Consider the following 15,707-nt stretch of genomic DNA (forward strand, 5'->3'; position numbering starts at 1 on the left):
ATTTTAAGTTATTTTAAAGTTATTATTTACAAAATATATAAAGTATATTAATTCGTCTACATTTTATAATTTATCCAATATTTCCAGTAAGTATAATTTAATTAGCATAAAAAAAGTACTTAAATCTATTTATTGATTTAAGTACTTTTTTTATCTATTTAAATTTTAAATTTATATTTCCAGAGTTACATTTTAAATTCATATTAAATTCGGATTTATTGTCTTTTGTAAACTTTCTACTTTTACCTTCATCATTTATAATTATATTCCCACTATAAGTCTTCAAATTATAGTTATATTCAGCTTCATTTTTATCTATATCAAGCTCAATATTTCCTAAATTATTAGAAACATTAATATTGCCTAAAATTTCACCTTTAAATTTAGTATGTCCCAAATTATTACTCAGTTCTAAATTCTCCTTTATACTACTGTTTAATATATTTATGTTTCCCATATTACTCTTAAATTTGGAATCTAGGCTATCTAATTCATTTACATTTATGCTCCCTGTTGCAGTTATAATATTTAATTTTTCTACTTTGCATTTATCTATGTTTATATTTCCTGTATCACAACTTAAATCCATATTATCTACATTGAGTTCATTTAAGTGTATGTTAGATATATTTGACGATGCACTTAAATTATTTAATTTTGACCCTTTAGGTATATATATCCTGATACTACTATCTTTATTCTTTTTATAGTATTCTAAATTGTATGTATCACTTTTAATTTTTTCTTCTTTTATACTCAAAGTTTCATTTTCTACTTTATATTTTATGTTTATATAATCCTTTTTATATTTTAAATCTAATTTATACTGATCTGATGGTATGATTTCAATACTATTTAAATCTGTTTCTATATTTATATTTTTAAATTCTTCTATTTGCTTACTATCAACTAAATATTCTTCACTAGTAGAATTATCGCTATCGATAATTTTTTTATTTTCTATAAATACATTTTTGTTAAAAGCATACCCCATTCCAGTAAATATAAATCCAACTCCAATAGCAAGTACACATACCTTAACTATAGTTTTTATTTTCATATTTACAACTCCTTTGTTAATTTGTATCCAAAATATTTAATAAAATATATTTTAAATTTTAATTAATATTAATTTTAGAATTTTATTTTATCCAATTTATACTTTAATATATCCTAAAATATATTTAATAAAATTTAATCATTCTTTTTAACATACCTATTACTTTATATATTCCATTAATATTATTTTATTACAGTTAAACAAAATAATTGTAAATGCATGAGTAAAGTTTAATAATATAAAAATATAACTGTCTCAATTTTGAGGCAGTTATATTTTTACTTTAAAATTTCTTCTATTATATTTTCGTTTAACACATTCTTTAAAGTTTCTTTATTTATATCATAATAATTCCATTTTCCTTGAGAAATTTTGACTATAAGATTATTATCAAGTAACAATTTTAAATGATATGACAGTTTTGACTGAGAAAGTTCAAACTCATCTACTAATTTACACACACAAGTGCTACCTTTTTTATTTAAAGTTCTAAGTATCTCTAACCTTTTTTTATCAGCTAGAGCTTTAAATATCTCTTCATAACTCATATACTATATTCCTCCAAATAGTTTTTCTTTATATATATTATAACACTTATTTACTAAAACTTATATTGTACACTCAATAATTTACAAAATAAGATATTTATTTATAGATTTATACGTTTATGGTATTATTATAATATCACGTTTTAGAAGGAGGCTTTTATGAGGATACTATTTACAGAGTGGGCTATGAATATAGCTGAGCAAACTAAAGTTAGAAGTACTTGTGTATCTAGGCAAGTAGGGGCAGTTATATGCATGGATAAGCAAATAATAAGTACAGGTTATAATGGAGCTCCTTCTGGGGCTATTCACTGTACAGATATAGGATATTGTGAGAGAAGAAAAAGAGGTATACCTTCAGGCCAAGGTCTTGAATTATGTAGAGCTGGTCATGCAGAGGCTAATGCCATTACACAATGTGCTAAAAATGGAACTAGTTGTAATGGTGCAGTTTTATATGTAACAACTCAACCTTGCGTGTTTTGTTGTATAGCATTAATACAAGCTGGTATTAAAAAGGTTGTATTTAAAGGAGAGTACCCTACTGGACTAGGCCTTCAACTTTTAGAAGAGTCTGGTGTTGAGTATATAAAATATGAAGATGAACTAGAAAGTGAAAGAAAATCTGTTGAATTAAAACAACTAAGCGAATTCAAAAGAATAGAAGAATTTTTGTCAAAGCCAAAAAAATATTAAAAATAGGTGTACAATGATTTCGAAATCATTGTACACCTATTTTTATAATAAATTTATATTGTTTAAAACATCAATTTTTTTATAGTTAGTCATATCTATATTTATTGGAGTTATAGAAATATATCCTTCGTCTATAGCTTGTATATCACTATCTTTTTCTTGATCAAGCTTTCTTACTTGCCCACCAATCCAAACATATCTTTTTCCATAAGGGCTTTTTCTTTCCTCTATTACATTGTCGTACTCCCTTATACCCAATTTAGTTATTTTATACCCTTGAATTTCACTATCTGGTATATTTATATTTAAGATACAATCAGTAAATATATCCATGTTACTTGTTAAGTTTTGGACTATGCTTTTTACATAAATAGATGCATTTTTGTAATTATCTTTTGATACATCAAACCCATCATATGATATAGATATTGATGGTTTTTTCTGTATAAGTCCTTCAATGGCTGCTGAAACAGTCCCTGAGTAAATTACATCCGTACCTAAATTAGCTCCATTGTTTATCCCACTTAAAACTAAATCAATTTCAATATCTTTTAAAATGGTTTCAATGCCTACCTTAACACAGTCAGCAGGTGTTCCGCTTATAGAGTATGATTTTATGTTGTCTGATATATGTTCTTCTTTAATCATTATAGGATCATGAATTGTTATGGCATGACCCGTAGCACTTCTTTGAGTATGAGGAGCTACTATATAAACATTAGCTATATCACTTATAGTTTTAGCAAGTTCTAGAATTCCATCAGCATAAATACCATCATCGTTAGTGATTAATATATTCATATATACCTCCTAATTTTATTCGTAGACAGAAAACTTCTCCCAAATTTTTTCTAAATCATCAAAGTATTCTTTTATATCATCTTTTTCTTTCATTCCTATAGATACTACAAGAGCATTCGATAAACTAAGTGCTGGGACAAGAGAATCAACAAATGATGCCATATTGCTTTTTACTAAAAGTGTTGTATCTGCAACCGTAGCAATTGGAGCAAATAGACTATCTGTCATAGATATAATATGTGCACCCTTACTTCTTGCATAATCTACTACTTGATAGCTTTTCTTTGAATATCTAGGGAAGCTTATTGCAACAACAACATCTTCTTCTGTTATTCTTACAACCTGTTCAAACGCATCTCCCATATCCATCCTTATAATATGAACATTATCTAATATGATGTCTAAATAAAAACCTAAGTATTGAGCTATACTAAACGAACTTCTCATACCTAGTATATATATTTTTCTAGCATTTAAAAGCTTATCAGAAGCTTGTTGGAACATTCTTTCATCTAAGTTTTCTAAAGTATCCTTTATATTGTCTATATCACTTTTTAAAACTTTACTTAAAATCTTGCAGTCATCTGAATACTCCTGATTCATTTCTACTCTTTGTACAGTTGTTAACTTATTTTTTATAAGTTCCTGAAGAGCATCTTGTAGTTTTGGATATCCTGAAAATCCTAAAGCATTTGCAAATCTTACTACAGTAGACTCACTTACTCCAACTTCTTCTCCAAGTTTAGATGCAGTCATAAATGCAACTTTATCATAACTTGATATTAAATATTGGGCTATAAGTTTTTGACCCTTACTAAGTCTTGGATATTGCTTTTGAATGTCATCAATTAGTTGTTTGCTATCTTTAAAATCTTTAGTTTCGTTCATTTTTTTCTCCTCATAATTACTAATGATTTATTTATATTAAGCTATAAGCCTTTTTTACATTTCACATAACTATATTATACCATCTTTTACTACATTTTTTAAATAATATATAAGTTTTTTCCATTATTTATTTATAGCAAATTTATAAATGTAGTTATAACTGCAGAATTGAAGAATTCTATAAATAAAGCTCCAACCAATGGTAAAATAAAAAACGCACTTTGACAAGGCCCAAACTTACTTGCAACTGATTCCATATTGGCTATTCCATTTGGAGTAGCTCCCATTCCAAACCCACAGTGTCCTGCAGCTAATACTGCTGCTGTATAATCTTTTCCCATTATTCTAAATGTTACAAAATATGCAAATAAAATCATTAAAATAGTTTGTATACTTAATAAGATTATTATAGGTACTGCTAAATCTACAAGCTCCCAAAGTTTTAAACTACACATTGCCATTGATAAAAATAAAGATAAGCAAATACCACCAATACTAGAAAGTTCATTTTCAGGAGTTTTCCATACTCCTTTTACATCTGATAAGTTTCTCATTATAGCTGCAATTAACATAGCACCTATATAACTCGGCATAGTAATTCCTACACCCGAAAATCCTGCTGAAATTAAAGTGCCTAATCCCATAGCTACTATAATTTGTATAGCTCCACTTACTAAACTTTGCTCAGACAGTTTAGGCAAGTTAACTTCACATGCGCTTGCATCAGAGTCTAATCCTGCAGCTTCTAATTCTATTAAGTTATCATACTCATCATCTTTGTTTCCTAAATTATATTTTTCTACTAATCTGTTTGCAATAGGTCCACCTATAATACTTCCAGCAACTAATCCAAATGTTGCACATGCCATAGCTATACTAAGAGCTCCATTCAATCCCTGAGCCTCCATAAGAGGTCCAAATGCACCAGAAGATCCATGTCCACCTGTCATTGAAACTGATCCTGCTATAAGTCCAAGTAAAGGATTAACACCTATAGCTTTTGCCGATAAAACCCCAATTATATCTTGAGCCAGTACTAATAAAACTGCAACAATTAAAAACTTTATTACCCCTAACCCACCTTTTTTTAGAGCTTTAAAACTTGCTGTGAATCCTACTGTTGTAAAAAAGGCTGTCATTAAAATCCCTTGTAACGTCGTATCAAACACTATAGCAATTACACCTGTCTGTCTTAAAACAAATGATATAATCGCAAAAGAAAATCCACCTACAACTGGTGCTGGTATACAATATTTTTGCAATATACTAACCTTAGATTTGATAAAAGATCCTATAAGAAGTACTATTGTTGTAAATGCAAGACTTTGAACCATATCTAAATTCATTGTCATCATCCCTAATTCTTTTGAAAATTCAAACATACGCATCCCTCCTAAATTATATAAAAAATAACTAAATACCTTTTGAAAAATAATTGCAATATTAAAAAATAAATTTTAAATGATTTGCGATATTTTTTTACTTCTTTTGATTTTATTTTCTGAAAATTAACGTTATTTTTTTTCGTATTTCAAATTATAACATAAATCGTTTTGAAATACGAAATCTTTTTAATATTTTTTGTTTTTTAATGAAAAGAGAAAGGAAGATTCCTTTCTCTTTTTAATATGCATAACTAACTAATGATCTCCCTAGTTCGAAAGCGTTTTCATTAAGTTCTTCTGTTCCTTTCGGAACTCTAGCTAATATAGCTTTTTTTAACATTTCCTTATCTACACCTTCTATTGTTTCACTTATAACACCTAGTGCTACAATGTTAGCTACCATAATTTTTCCTAATTTTTCCTTACTACTATCTATGATAGGAACTTTAATTACTTTTGCATTTTTTGTGTCTATATTTTTTTCATCCACAGTAGAATCTATAATAATAATTCCATCATTTTTTATAGTATGTGAATACTCATCAAAGGATTTTTGAGTTAAACTCAATAATATATCAGCTTCTCTGACCTTTGGAAAATTAATTTCTCCATCACTGATTATAACTTCAGCTTTACTTGCTCCACCTCTAGCTTCGGGACCATATGATTGAGTTTGAACAGAGTTTAAGTTTGATAATATAGCTCCTTCTGCAAGTATTATACCAGCTAAAATCAGTCCTTGTCCTCCTGATCCACTAAGTCTTATCTCTTTTCTCATATTCATTTCTCCTTATAATCATTTCACCCTATTTATTATTTTTTTATATTCCTCTGTATACTCTGGCATTTTTTCACTTTTAAATACACCAAAGAATTGTTTATTTTCAAGTTTTTCTTCAGGCAATTTATCTTTTAGTGCTATATCAACATAATTATCTTTTAAAATATTCATTAGTGCTACAGCTGAGCCCTTTTTATTTTTTCTACCATAGTAAGTAGGGCACAAACTCATACCCTCTATAATAGAAAATCCCTTGTGAATTATACCTTTTTTTATGTATTCTATCATTTGTTTTGCATGATATGCAGTTCCTCTAGCTACAAATGTAGCCCCTGCACCCTTAGATAACTCACATATATCAAACGGTTTATCAATATTACCATAAGGCGCTGTTGTAGCAAAGTCATTAGTATTAGTAGTTGGAGAGTACTGGCCTCCAGTCATACCGTATATATTATTATTAAAAACAATTGTAGTTATATCTATGTTCCTTCTGCACGCATGTATAAGGTGATTACCACCTATCGCTGTACAGTCTCCATCTCCAGTTACAACAATTACATGCATATCTGGATTTGCAAATTTTACACCTGTAGCAAACGGTATAGCTCTACCGTGTGTTGTATGCAAAGTATTAAAGTCTAAATATCCAGATGCCCTAGATGAACATCCTATACCTGATACTACACATACGTTATCCTTATCTAAACCTAATTCATCTATAGCAACCGCAATAGATCTCATAAGGATACCATGTCCACATCCAGGACACCATATATGCGGTAACCTATTTGCTCTAAAATTATTTTCTACAACGCTACTTGGCATTTTACCACCTCCATAACCTTATCAACTATATCTTCCGGTGTTATAATTTCTCCATTATATTTATTAATTCCAACTATATTACAATCACTATCGCAAACTCTTTGAACCTCTTGTATCATTTGTCCATAATTCAGTTCAGGAACATATATATTTTGTACGTGTTTGCTTAATTCTTTAACCTTTTCTTCAGGGAATGGCCAAACTGTTTTTATAGTAAATAATCCAGCTTTAACCCCTTTGCTTCTTAATGTATCAACTGCATCTTTTGTACATCTACTCATACATCCAAAAGTTATAAATAACTCTTCGCAATCGTCCATCTTGTATTGTTCATAAAGTAATATATCGTCTAAGTTTTTGTTAATTTTATCCATTAATCTATCCATAAGTTTTTTTGTTTGTGCTGTGCTATTTGTTGGGAATCCTGTTTCATCGTGCATAAGACCTGTTACGTGATATCTGTATCCATCTGAGAAGTTTGCCATTGGCGGCACTAGAGTTGTTTGATCATATATTTTGTATTCATCTTTGTTTGCTTTAACTTTTTTTCTATCATATATTTCAAGTTCATTTTCAGTAGGTAATTCAACCTTTTCTCTCATATGTCCTATAACTTCATCTAATAACAATATTACAGGAGTTCTATATTTTTCTGAAAAATTGAATGCCTTAACTGTTAAATCAAAGGTATCTCTAACACTCGTTGGAGATAATGCTATTATTGGATGATCTCCATGAGTTCCCCACTTAGCTTGCATTAAATCTGCTTGTGCTGGAGATGTCGGAAGTCCAGTACTAGGACCGCATCTTTGTACATTTACTATAACACATGGAATTTCTGCAAGTGATGCATATCCTATATTTTCTTGTTTAAGTGAAAACCCTGGTCCACTAGTTGCTGTCATCGATTTGAGTCCTGTTAAGGAAGCCCCAATCGTTGCTGCCATGGATGCAATTTCGTCTTCCATTTGTATAAATTTGCCACCAACTTTTGGTAACATATATGATGAAATTTCAGCTACTTCGGTAGATGGTGTTATCGGATAACCTGCAAAGAATTTCATCCCAGCATATAATGCACCATGTACACAAGCTTCATTTCCTTGTAACAATTTTACTTTTTTATGCATAACTCTCTACCCCCCTTATTATTTTTCATCCTTAGATATATAAATAGCATAATCTGGACATCTAAGTTCACATAATCCACAAAGTATACATTTTTCTATATCTTCTACAGAGATTATATTGTTCTCTAATTTTAAAACTTTTTTAGGACAGTATTCTACACAAATACCGCAACCTTTACACCAATTAGTATCTATTGTAAGTTTTCCTTTTTCCAAACTTATCCCCCCCTACAACTTTTACTTTCTCTTTAATAGTAGCTATTTTTTCTGCCAATTGCAATTATTATTTCATTTTCACGATTTTTTCTATATTTTTGCAATTTTACTATGCAAACTTTCATACTTATAGCTCTATATTATTATATTTTTTAAAATTGAATTATAATCAAAGTATAAGTTCATTGATATTATCCAATTGTTATATACTTAACTTTCTGCACTTAAATGTCCTTCTAAAACGTAAAAAAGAATTTTTTTTATATATACTTTCAATATAAATCTAAAATAATAGCTTTTTTCTAAGATTTTGTAATTTTTTTTCAAAAATATATTGTATACATATAAAAAAAAATAAAAAAGCAATGAGGTTAGAAGCTTCTAACTCATTACTTTTTTATTTTTTTATATGTAGTTATTCTTTTTTTCTATCATTATTAATCTTGGAGGATGATTTATTTGATTTACAAAGTTACAGTTTAGTACACTATATTCACTTTGATCTAGTTTACTTACATATCCAAATACTTCATCACACTCTTCCATACCACCTTCGTGTCCTGTATAAATAGCTATACTTACAATCCCATTAGGTTTTAACAATTCTAAGCTTTTCTTAATAGCTTCTAATGTTGTTTCTGGTTTTGTTATAACTTGATGTTTAGCTCTTGGCAAATATCCCAAGTTAAACATAACACAACTTACCTCTTTATTTACATACATGTCCATATTTTGATGCCCATCTAAAATTAAATTTACTCTATCTATAAGATCTGCTTTTTCCAATCTTTTTTTTGTACTTTTTATAGCTTCTTCTTGAACATCAAAACTATATACCAACCCATTTTCTCCTACTTTTTCTGCAAGATATTTTGTATCATATCCATTTCCCATAGTAGCATCAATTACTATATCGCCTTCTTTTATAACATCTTCTAATAGCACCTTATTTAAGTCAGTTACTTTAGTTAAATATTTTACTTTCATCATTTCACTTCAATCCTTTTACTTTAATTTCTTTAAATAATTTACCTCGTCATTAGTTAAATATCTGTATTGCCCTATCTCCACATCCTTTAATACAATTTTACCCATAGCTTTTCTTCTTAGGTTCATAACAGGGTGATTTATAGCTCTGCACATTTTTCTTACCTGTCTATTTCTACCTTCATGTATTTTTATTTCACAAACAGCGTAATTTTTTTCAATATTTTTTTTAACTATTTTTATCTTAGCAGGAGCTGTTTTGTAATCTTCTATATATAATCCTTTTTCAAAATTGTTAATTTCAGATTCATTTGGAATTCCTTTTACTGTCGCAACATAAGTTTTATCAACTTCATGCTTAGGATGAGTCAATTTATATGTCAAATCCCCATCATTAGTTAACAGTAGTAATCCACTTGTTTCATAGTCTAACCTTCCAATTGGATAGACTCTAGCTCCCACACCTTTTACTAAGTCTATAACACTTTTTCTGTCAAATTGATCTTTTACAGTTGTAACATATCCTTCAGGTTTATTTAGCATAATATATACTAATTCTTCTTCTAATCCAATTGTCTTTCCATCTACTTCTACCTTATCTTCAGCTTCATTTATTTGAAATGATAATTCATTTACTATTTTTCCATTTACTTTAACACGATTTTCAATTATTAACTCTTCTGCTTTTCTTCTTGATGCAATTCCGCAAGATGCTATATATTTATTAATTCTCATAATTATCTCCTTAATTTCTTTATTTCTTCACATTAGATTATTATACTATATTTTTTTTAATAAAATAAAATAAATTTACCTTTTTATATTATTTTATTTTATTAATTGGAAAAATTAATAATAATATACAAGTACTAATAAAAGAGGTGTGTGATTTGATTTCAAGAGATAATATTAAATATTGTATATTTGTAGCCTTCATATCTATATTAATTTATAAGGCTATAGATAACCCTGCAGTTTTTATATCTAGTATAAACGACTTGTTTAAGTTTTTAAGTCCTTTTTTATTAGCTGTATTAATGTGTTTACTTTTAAATCCTGTTATTATGTTTTTAGAAAAAAAATTCAAGATGCCAAGGCTTTTAAATATATTTATTTCATATTTTTTTATATTTTTATTTTTTTGCTTTTGTATAAATTTAATAATGCCTTCATTGATAGATACATTGAACACTTTAATAACAGAAATACCAAACTATACGCTAAAGATAGATGCACTTTTAAATAAATATGTTTCTAATAATCATTCATTTGATAGCATTTTGCCTCATATACAAGCTCATTTAGATTCAGCTTTAAAACACGCTGTCAAAATGTTAAATACAATTTCTTCAGATTTTTTAATATATATTTTTAGCATAACATCTATAATTTTCAATATTATAATGGGTATTATCTTATCTATTTATATACTTTGTGATAAAGAAAATATTTTAAAAAATGTAAAAAACTTATTATATTCAACTTTTTCAAAAAAAAGAGCCACTGCAATAATTGAATTTTTTGATATAATAAATAAAATTTTCTATCATTATATCATAGGTAGTTTAATTGTTTCTTTAGTTGTAGGAATAATAACATTCATAGGATTTAGATTCTTTATAAATATAAAAGGTAGTTTATTCTTATCTTTTATAGTATTCATAACTAATATGATTCCTTATTTCGGCCCATTTATAGGAGCTTTACTTCCAATACTTATGACTTTATCATATAGCCCTATAAAAGCTCTTTGGGTTGCTATATTTTTACTTGTTCTCCAACAAGTAGATGGTAATATAATTGCTCCAAAAATCATGGGCGAATTTGTAGGACTTCATCCCCTTTGGATAATATGCGCTGTATTAATAGGTGGTGCTTTATTCGGATTGATAGGAGTTTTCTTATCCGTTCCAGTAGCAGCTGTAATAAAAACATATTTAGATAAATACATTGAAAAAAGTTTAAACATACCAAAATCTGAATAGTAAAAAATAAAAACGTCTAAAGTTAAGTTTAGACGTTTTTTAATTATAAATATTTTATTAAATTTTCTAGTTTTATATCAACTATTTTTACATTTTCATTAATAGACATCAATCTTTTTTCATCAAAATTCTTATCTTGTGATATTAACAAAACTTCAGGTACTTCATAAAAAGGTATTGTTGAATTCAAAACTTTTACATGCAAGTTTTTATATTTGCTCATTTTAAATACCTCTGTTAATTTGATATCTATAAGTTTTTGTTTTAATTTATTATCTTTATCTATATATTCAATGTATATATCATATTTATCTTTATCTACTGTTACATTTCTATAAAATCTTTTTATTTCATAGCCTGAAGATTCCATCTTTAAAACTATCTCTGAGCCTAGTATAACTTTTAAAAGTTCTTTTCCTTTATATGTTTTGCCTCCATTTAAATAATAAATTCCTGAACTATCTTTATACTCCCCATAAACTACATTGCATGGATATTTTTTAAGAGTAAACTCTCTACACATTCTTCTTAGAGTTTTTTTGTGAGGAGATTTCATTATTTTCCTTTTTTTAGAAAAAAACTTATTAAATTGTTGCTCTGTTGCACATCTAACTTGGCTCATTAAAACCAGTATCTCCTTTTCCATACTTACCATTATGCTATTCTCCTTGATGTATATTGTGACAAGTCTTAATTTATTATATTAAACACATGCAATAAAATTTACACTTTAATAAAAAAAAGCATAGACATGTGTCTATGCTTTTACTTTATATTGTTATTTCTTGTTCTTTTACTTCAACTTTTTTATAACTTTTTAATTCTCTATATAATATAATTGTAGTTATAGCTGTTGCTAAAAAGTCTGCAACTGGCTGTGCATACCAAACCCCATCTAAACCAAAGAATTTTGGTAATATTATTATCATAGGTATTAATATGATAACCTGTCTAAGCAAACTAAGAACCATAGCCATTTTAGCTTTTCCTACAGATTGTATATAATTAGATCCTGTTATAGATATTCCTATTATAGGCATCATTAATAAGTATATTCTAGCGCCTTTTACTGATATTTCCATAAGTTTAGGATCTTTATTAAACATACCTACCATAACTTCTGGTATAGTTTGAATTATTAGCCATCCTGTTGTAAGTATTACTATAGCAGCTAAAGCTGATAGTTTAAATGTTTTATTAGCTCTATCATACTGCTTAGCACCAAAGTTAAATCCGATTATAGGCTGAGCTCCTTGGTTTAATCCAAATATAGGCATTAAAAATATCATAGAAATAGATGATATAGTAGCCATTGCACCTATAGCTAAATCCCCTCCATAAGTTTTTAATGCATTATTTGATATAACTTGAACTAAACTTGCAGCTATTTGCATTGCAAAGGGTGCAGATCCTATAGCAAATATCTTTTTAACTAAAGAACTATCTAGTTTCAAACTTGATTTATGGAATTTTAAATTGGATTTTCCGCTTACATAATATAAGAATCCCCATGTAGCCGTTACTATTTGTGATACAACTGTTGCAATAGCAGCTCCTTGTATACCTAAGTTGAATCCAAATATTAAAATAGCATCTAATACAACATTTGTTAAACATCCAACTATCATTATAGTTGCTGCTAATCTAGGACTTCCATCACCCCTTATAGTATTATTTAATGTATATCCTAACATATTAAACATACTTCCAGCTAAGATTATGTATATATAATCTTTAGCATATTGAAGTGTGGCTTCACTTGCTCCAAACACTTTAAGTATCGTATCTCCAAACATAATTCCTACTATACTAATTATAAGTCCAATAATAATAGATAATTTTATAGCATTTCCTATAATTTTTTCAGCATCTTCTTTTTTACCTTGCCCTAGCTTTATAGATATATTAGTTGTAGCACCTATACCTACCAGCATAGCAAATGCTAGCATTATTGTCATTATCGGTAAGCACACTCCAACTCCAGTTATTGCAAGTGGGCCTACTCCAGGTATGTTCCCAATAAATATTCTGTCTACTACGTTATATAATGCATTTACTAGCATTCCTATAATAGCAGGTACAGAATATGTTAATAAAAGTCTTGGTATTGAGTGATTTCTCAATTCTTGTTCATTTTTCATAAATTGTCCTCCTTTATATTGTCATACATATTTTTTGTAAAAGTCTCCTAACTAACTTATTTTCTTCTTCCGTTAAATTAGCCGTCATATAAACTTCCCACTTTGATAAAACTTCATATATACTTCCTTTTACACTTTTTCCTTTATCAGTTAAATGTAATTTATAAGCTCTTTTATCAATTTCATCTTTCTCTCGCGTTAAAAAACCTTCTTCTTCTAACTTTTTTATAGCCCTTGCGGTTGTTCCTTTATCTATATTAAGAGTTTCTGCAAGGTCTTCTTGACTTCTTCCATCGCCTCTATATAGTTCTAATAAAAACATAAATTGACCAGCCCCAACTCCCAATCCACTTAACTCTTTAGATATAAAAGATCCACCTCTTCTATGAATCTGAGATATATATCTTCCAATATAATTACAATCCTTTTTCACATTAAATTCCCCCTATCATAAAGATAGCATCAATTTAGTTGCAATAACAACTAAATTAGTATACTATAAAATAGTTGTTATTGCAACTATTTTTGCAAAAATAAAAAACTACATAAATATGTAGTTTTTTATTTGTTATCTTTACTTTTCGGGTTTACTTTCTTCAGCTTTCGCCTGATTTATACTAATATTATCAAATTCAATTAATTCTATCAACCCTTTTTGAGCTTTATCATATCCAATTTTTACATTGTCGCCTTCTTTTGTTAAAGGAACTTCATGAGAAACTTTAGAAGTTACAACAAATATAGAGTCATTCATTCCTTCTATTGTAAGGTAATATGCAGTATTACCATCTATTACATCTGAATTTATTCTTTGCACTATCCCTGTAGTTACTTGTTTTGTATCATCATTTGCAAGTTCTACGGTATTTCCTTTTGATTTTAACTGTTCTCTATAGCTTCTAAAAGCATCTTCTTTATTGTCACCTATTCCAACTATATTAAAATCTTCTACGGAAACAAAGGCAACCATCTTAACTAATCCTGCCTTATCTTTTAAAGACATTACATATGTAGGTTTCCCTAATATATTATAAACAACAGGGAATGTTGCCTCATAATTTTTTTCTTGTACCTTACCTGTTGCAGATACCATAGCTGCGGTTTCTGTTGCTCCTGGTTGTTTATAAAGCTTAGCTTCTTTAGTCCTAGTATCAACTAACATAAATCCTATAGTTGAATCATCTCCTCCTGCAGAAGTTATACCTGTATACCAATATGATTTTCCATCTTCACCATATACTAATGATGTTCCTTCAGTAGCTACTAATACACCTTTTTCTGATATGACAGCATTTAAAAATCCACTTACAAATTTACCCCAATCATTTATTTGCTTAACTATAAATTCTTCTGGTTGTATTCTATCTATCCACTTTGGAGCATTCTTTATATCATAACTTTTAACTTCGCCAGTTTGAGTATCTACAGTTGCTATCCCTATGGCGTTTTGACCTCCATATCCAACAGCATTTTCATATAATGAAACTACCCAATAAGGTTTTCCCTTATCATCTACTTCTAATGTAAAATCTGTCATACCTACATTAGTATATCCTTTTAAATACATGTGTCTTCTTAAATCTTGATGTAAGTAAGCTTCAGGTTGATATACTATTTTTATAGGTTTTCCATCAACTTCTTGAACAAGTCTAACATCTTGTGGATTTGTAGCCGATACCCTTACATATCCGCTTGTCCCGTTTATATTTGTAATCCATTTTATTGCATCTCTATGTACTAATGGTGCTACCCAACATAATTCTCCATCTACATTTTGAATATGAAACTTTCCAAGTTTCGATACACTACCTATAGCAGGGACTTCTCCTAACTTTTTATCCCCTAATTTCATAGCCATATCTTCGTCTACTAGCCTAATTTCATTTGCATTCACAGGGCTTACATCTTTTGCAAAGTTACTTTCTTTAACATCTCCTAGTAAATTTCTATATGCTTTTGAGTGTAATACCGGTGATGATGTTAAAAATGGCACTACTATAATGTAAGCTATTAACACTGCAGCTATTGAGAAATTTCGTTTAGCTAACTTTGATGTTTGCTCTCCTTTGTCAAACATCATATCAAGTACTCCAGCTATTACGAAAAATATAACTAGTGTTGAAAATAGCGAGGTAAAATCTAATCTAAGTACAGGTAATTTTATTATTGCATATATAGCTACCATTACCAACGCTATTCCATACGTTTTTAAAATTTTTTTCATTTATTACTCCTTCCTAATTTTTAAAATATTTGTAATA

General features: G+C 28.5%; 17 protein-coding genes. 2 read left to right on the forward strand and 15 right to left on the reverse strand.

From position 1 onward, the window contains the following. Positions 1-154: 154 nt before the first annotated feature. Both ACN6I1_RS07220 and ACN6I1_RS07225 read right to left on the reverse strand, forming a co-directional pair. Positions 155-1,060, reverse strand: coding sequence for a DUF4097 family beta strand repeat-containing protein (locus ACN6I1_RS07220; RefSeq protein WP_419741422.1), 906 nt, complete (start codon positions 1,058-1,060; stop codon positions 155-157). Positions 1,061-1,338: 278 nt separating this feature from the next. Beyond that, complete coding sequence (locus tag ACN6I1_RS07225; protein ID WP_021430732.1) at positions 1,339-1,608, reverse strand: ArsR/SmtB family transcription factor; 270 nt, start codon at positions 1,606-1,608, stop codon at positions 1,339-1,341. Positions 1,609-1,767: 159 nt separating this feature from the next. Here ACN6I1_RS07225 and ACN6I1_RS07230 point away from each other — a divergent pair, with 159 nt between their 5' ends. Then, positions 1,768-2,304, forward strand: coding sequence for a deoxycytidylate deaminase (locus tag ACN6I1_RS07230; protein WP_419741423.1), 537 nt, complete (start codon positions 1,768-1,770; stop codon positions 2,302-2,304). Between the two features lie 42 nt (positions 2,305-2,346). Here ACN6I1_RS07230 and surE read toward each other — a convergent pair whose 3' ends face one another. The 9 genes from surE to ACN6I1_RS07275 all read right to left on the reverse strand — a co-directional run bounded on the left by surE (position 2,347) and on the right by ACN6I1_RS07275 (position 10,055). Next, positions 2,347-3,105 carry a 5'/3'-nucleotidase SurE gene (gene surE, locus ACN6I1_RS07235; protein ID WP_148550379.1) on the reverse strand — a complete coding sequence of 253 codons (759 nt, stop codon included), beginning with the start codon at positions 3,103-3,105 and terminating at the stop codon, positions 2,347-2,349. Positions 3,106-3,120: 15 nt separating this feature from the next. Continuing rightward, positions 3,121-3,993 (reverse strand): MurR/RpiR family transcriptional regulator, encoded by an 873-nt coding sequence (locus ACN6I1_RS07240; RefSeq protein ID WP_021430735.1) that lies wholly within the window; start codon positions 3,991-3,993, stop codon positions 3,121-3,123. Between the two features lie 131 nt (positions 3,994-4,124). Continuing rightward, the gene (gene gltS, locus ACN6I1_RS07245) at positions 4,125-5,375 is read right to left on the reverse strand and encodes a sodium/glutamate symporter (RefSeq protein ID WP_419741424.1); all 1,251 of its coding nucleotides are present in this window, start codon (positions 5,373-5,375) and stop codon (positions 4,125-4,127) included. Between the two features lie 241 nt (positions 5,376-5,616). Continuing rightward, positions 5,617-6,156, reverse strand: coding sequence for a 2-oxoacid:acceptor oxidoreductase family protein (locus ACN6I1_RS07250; protein WP_021430737.1), 540 nt, complete (start codon positions 6,154-6,156; stop codon positions 5,617-5,619). Between the two features lie 18 nt (positions 6,157-6,174). Continuing rightward, on the reverse strand, positions 6,175-6,987 hold the full coding sequence (locus ACN6I1_RS07255; protein WP_021430738.1) for a 2-oxoacid:ferredoxin oxidoreductase subunit beta: 813 nt from the start codon (positions 6,985-6,987) through the stop codon (positions 6,175-6,177). Then, the gene (locus ACN6I1_RS07260; RefSeq protein WP_053831970.1) at positions 6,969-8,117 is read right to left on the reverse strand and encodes a 2-oxoacid:acceptor oxidoreductase subunit alpha; all 1,149 of its coding nucleotides are present in this window, start codon (positions 8,115-8,117) and stop codon (positions 6,969-6,971) included. Before ACN6I1_RS07260 ends, ACN6I1_RS07255 begins: the two co-directional genes overlap by 19 nt. Positions 8,118-8,135: 18 nt before the next feature. Next, positions 8,136-8,333, reverse strand: coding sequence for a 4Fe-4S dicluster domain-containing protein (locus ACN6I1_RS07265; protein ID WP_021430740.1), 198 nt, complete (start codon positions 8,331-8,333; stop codon positions 8,136-8,138). 405 nt (positions 8,334-8,738) lie between these two features. Next, entirely contained in the window at positions 8,739-9,323 is a 585-nt protein-coding gene (locus ACN6I1_RS07270; protein WP_021431386.1) for a tRNA (mnm(5)s(2)U34)-methyltransferase, read from the reverse strand. Positions 9,324-9,338: 15 nt separating this feature from the next. Beyond that, the gene (locus ACN6I1_RS07275; protein ID WP_025162463.1) at positions 9,339-10,055 is read right to left on the reverse strand and encodes a pseudouridine synthase; all 717 of its coding nucleotides are present in this window, start codon (positions 10,053-10,055) and stop codon (positions 9,339-9,341) included. 155 nt (positions 10,056-10,210) lie between these two features. On the opposite strand from ACN6I1_RS07275, the gene ACN6I1_RS07280 reads away from it, so the two are divergent. Continuing rightward, positions 10,211-11,305 carry an AI-2E family transporter gene (locus ACN6I1_RS07280; RefSeq protein ID WP_419741425.1) on the forward strand — a complete coding sequence of 365 codons (1,095 nt, stop codon included), beginning with the start codon at positions 10,211-10,213 and terminating at the stop codon, positions 11,303-11,305. A 43-nt stretch (positions 11,306-11,348) separates the two neighbouring features. On the opposite strand, the gene ACN6I1_RS07285 is transcribed toward ACN6I1_RS07280, so the two are convergent. From ACN6I1_RS07285 to ACN6I1_RS07300, 4 genes are all read right to left on the reverse strand, one after another. Next, a complete protein-coding gene (locus ACN6I1_RS07285) occupies positions 11,349-11,960 on the reverse strand; it encodes a hypothetical protein (RefSeq protein WP_025162465.1) in 612 nt (203 codons plus the stop codon). Between the two features lie 115 nt (positions 11,961-12,075). Then, positions 12,076-13,446: an MATE family efflux transporter gene (locus tag ACN6I1_RS07290; RefSeq protein ID WP_419741426.1), complete on the reverse strand. Its 1,371-nt coding sequence runs from the start codon at positions 13,444-13,446 to the stop codon at positions 12,076-12,078. Positions 13,447-13,459: 13 nt separating this feature from the next. Beyond that, positions 13,460-13,879 (reverse strand): MarR family winged helix-turn-helix transcriptional regulator, encoded by a 420-nt coding sequence (locus ACN6I1_RS07295; RefSeq protein WP_419741427.1) that lies wholly within the window; start codon positions 13,877-13,879, stop codon positions 13,460-13,462. A gap of 141 nt (positions 13,880-14,020) precedes the next feature. Next, entirely contained in the window at positions 14,021-15,670 is a 1,650-nt protein-coding gene (locus ACN6I1_RS07300) for a hypothetical protein (protein ID WP_419741428.1), read from the reverse strand. Between the last annotated feature and the right edge of the window lie 37 nt (positions 15,671-15,707).

Source organism: Paraclostridium dentum, assembly GCF_048568265.1.
Classification (GTDB): Bacteria; Bacillota; Clostridia; order Peptostreptococcales; family Peptostreptococcaceae; genus Paraclostridium; species Paraclostridium dentum.

Bases quoted from the DNA above. Each gene is read 5' to 3' on its own strand.
- ACN6I1_RS07220 (WP_419741422.1), bottom strand. From the start codon at position 1,060: ATGAAAATAAAAACTATAGTTAAGGTATGTGTACTTGCTATTGGAGTT.
- ACN6I1_RS07225 (WP_021430732.1), bottom strand. From the start codon at position 1,608: ATGAGTTATGAAGAGATATTTAAAGCTCTAGCTGATAAAAAAAGGTTA.
- ACN6I1_RS07230 (WP_419741423.1), top strand. From the start codon at position 1,768: ATGAGGATACTATTTACAGAGTGGGCTATGAATATAGCTGAGCAAACT.
- surE (WP_148550379.1), bottom strand. From the start codon at position 3,105: ATGAATATATTAATCACTAACGATGATGGTATTTATGCTGATGGAATT.
- ACN6I1_RS07240 (WP_021430735.1), bottom strand. From the start codon at position 3,993: ATGAACGAAACTAAAGATTTTAAAGATAGCAAACAACTAATTGATGAC.
- gltS (WP_419741424.1), bottom strand. From the start codon at position 5,375: ATGTTTGAATTTTCAAAAGAATTAGGGATGATGACAATGAATTTAGAT.
- ACN6I1_RS07250 (WP_021430737.1), bottom strand. From the start codon at position 6,156: ATGAGAAAAGAGATAAGACTTAGTGGATCAGGAGGACAAGGACTGATT.
- ACN6I1_RS07255 (WP_021430738.1), bottom strand. From the start codon at position 6,987: ATGCCAAGTAGCGTTGTAGAAAATAATTTTAGAGCAAATAGGTTACCG.
- ACN6I1_RS07260 (WP_053831970.1), bottom strand. From the start codon at position 8,117: ATGCATAAAAAAGTAAAATTGTTACAAGGAAATGAAGCTTGTGTACAT.
- ACN6I1_RS07270 (WP_021431386.1), bottom strand. From the start codon at position 9,323: ATGATGAAAGTAAAATATTTAACTAAAGTAACTGACTTAAATAAGGTG.
- ACN6I1_RS07275 (WP_025162463.1), bottom strand. From the start codon at position 10,055: ATGAGAATTAATAAATATATAGCATCTTGCGGAATTGCATCAAGAAGA.
- ACN6I1_RS07285 (WP_025162465.1), bottom strand. From the start codon at position 11,960: ATGGTAAGTATGGAAAAGGAGATACTGGTTTTAATGAGCCAAGTTAGA.
- ACN6I1_RS07290 (WP_419741426.1), bottom strand. From the start codon at position 13,446: ATGAAAAATGAACAAGAATTGAGAAATCACTCAATACCAAGACTTTTA.
- ACN6I1_RS07300 (WP_419741428.1), bottom strand. From the start codon at position 15,670: ATGAAAAAAATTTTAAAAACGTATGGAATAGCGTTGGTAATGGTAGCT.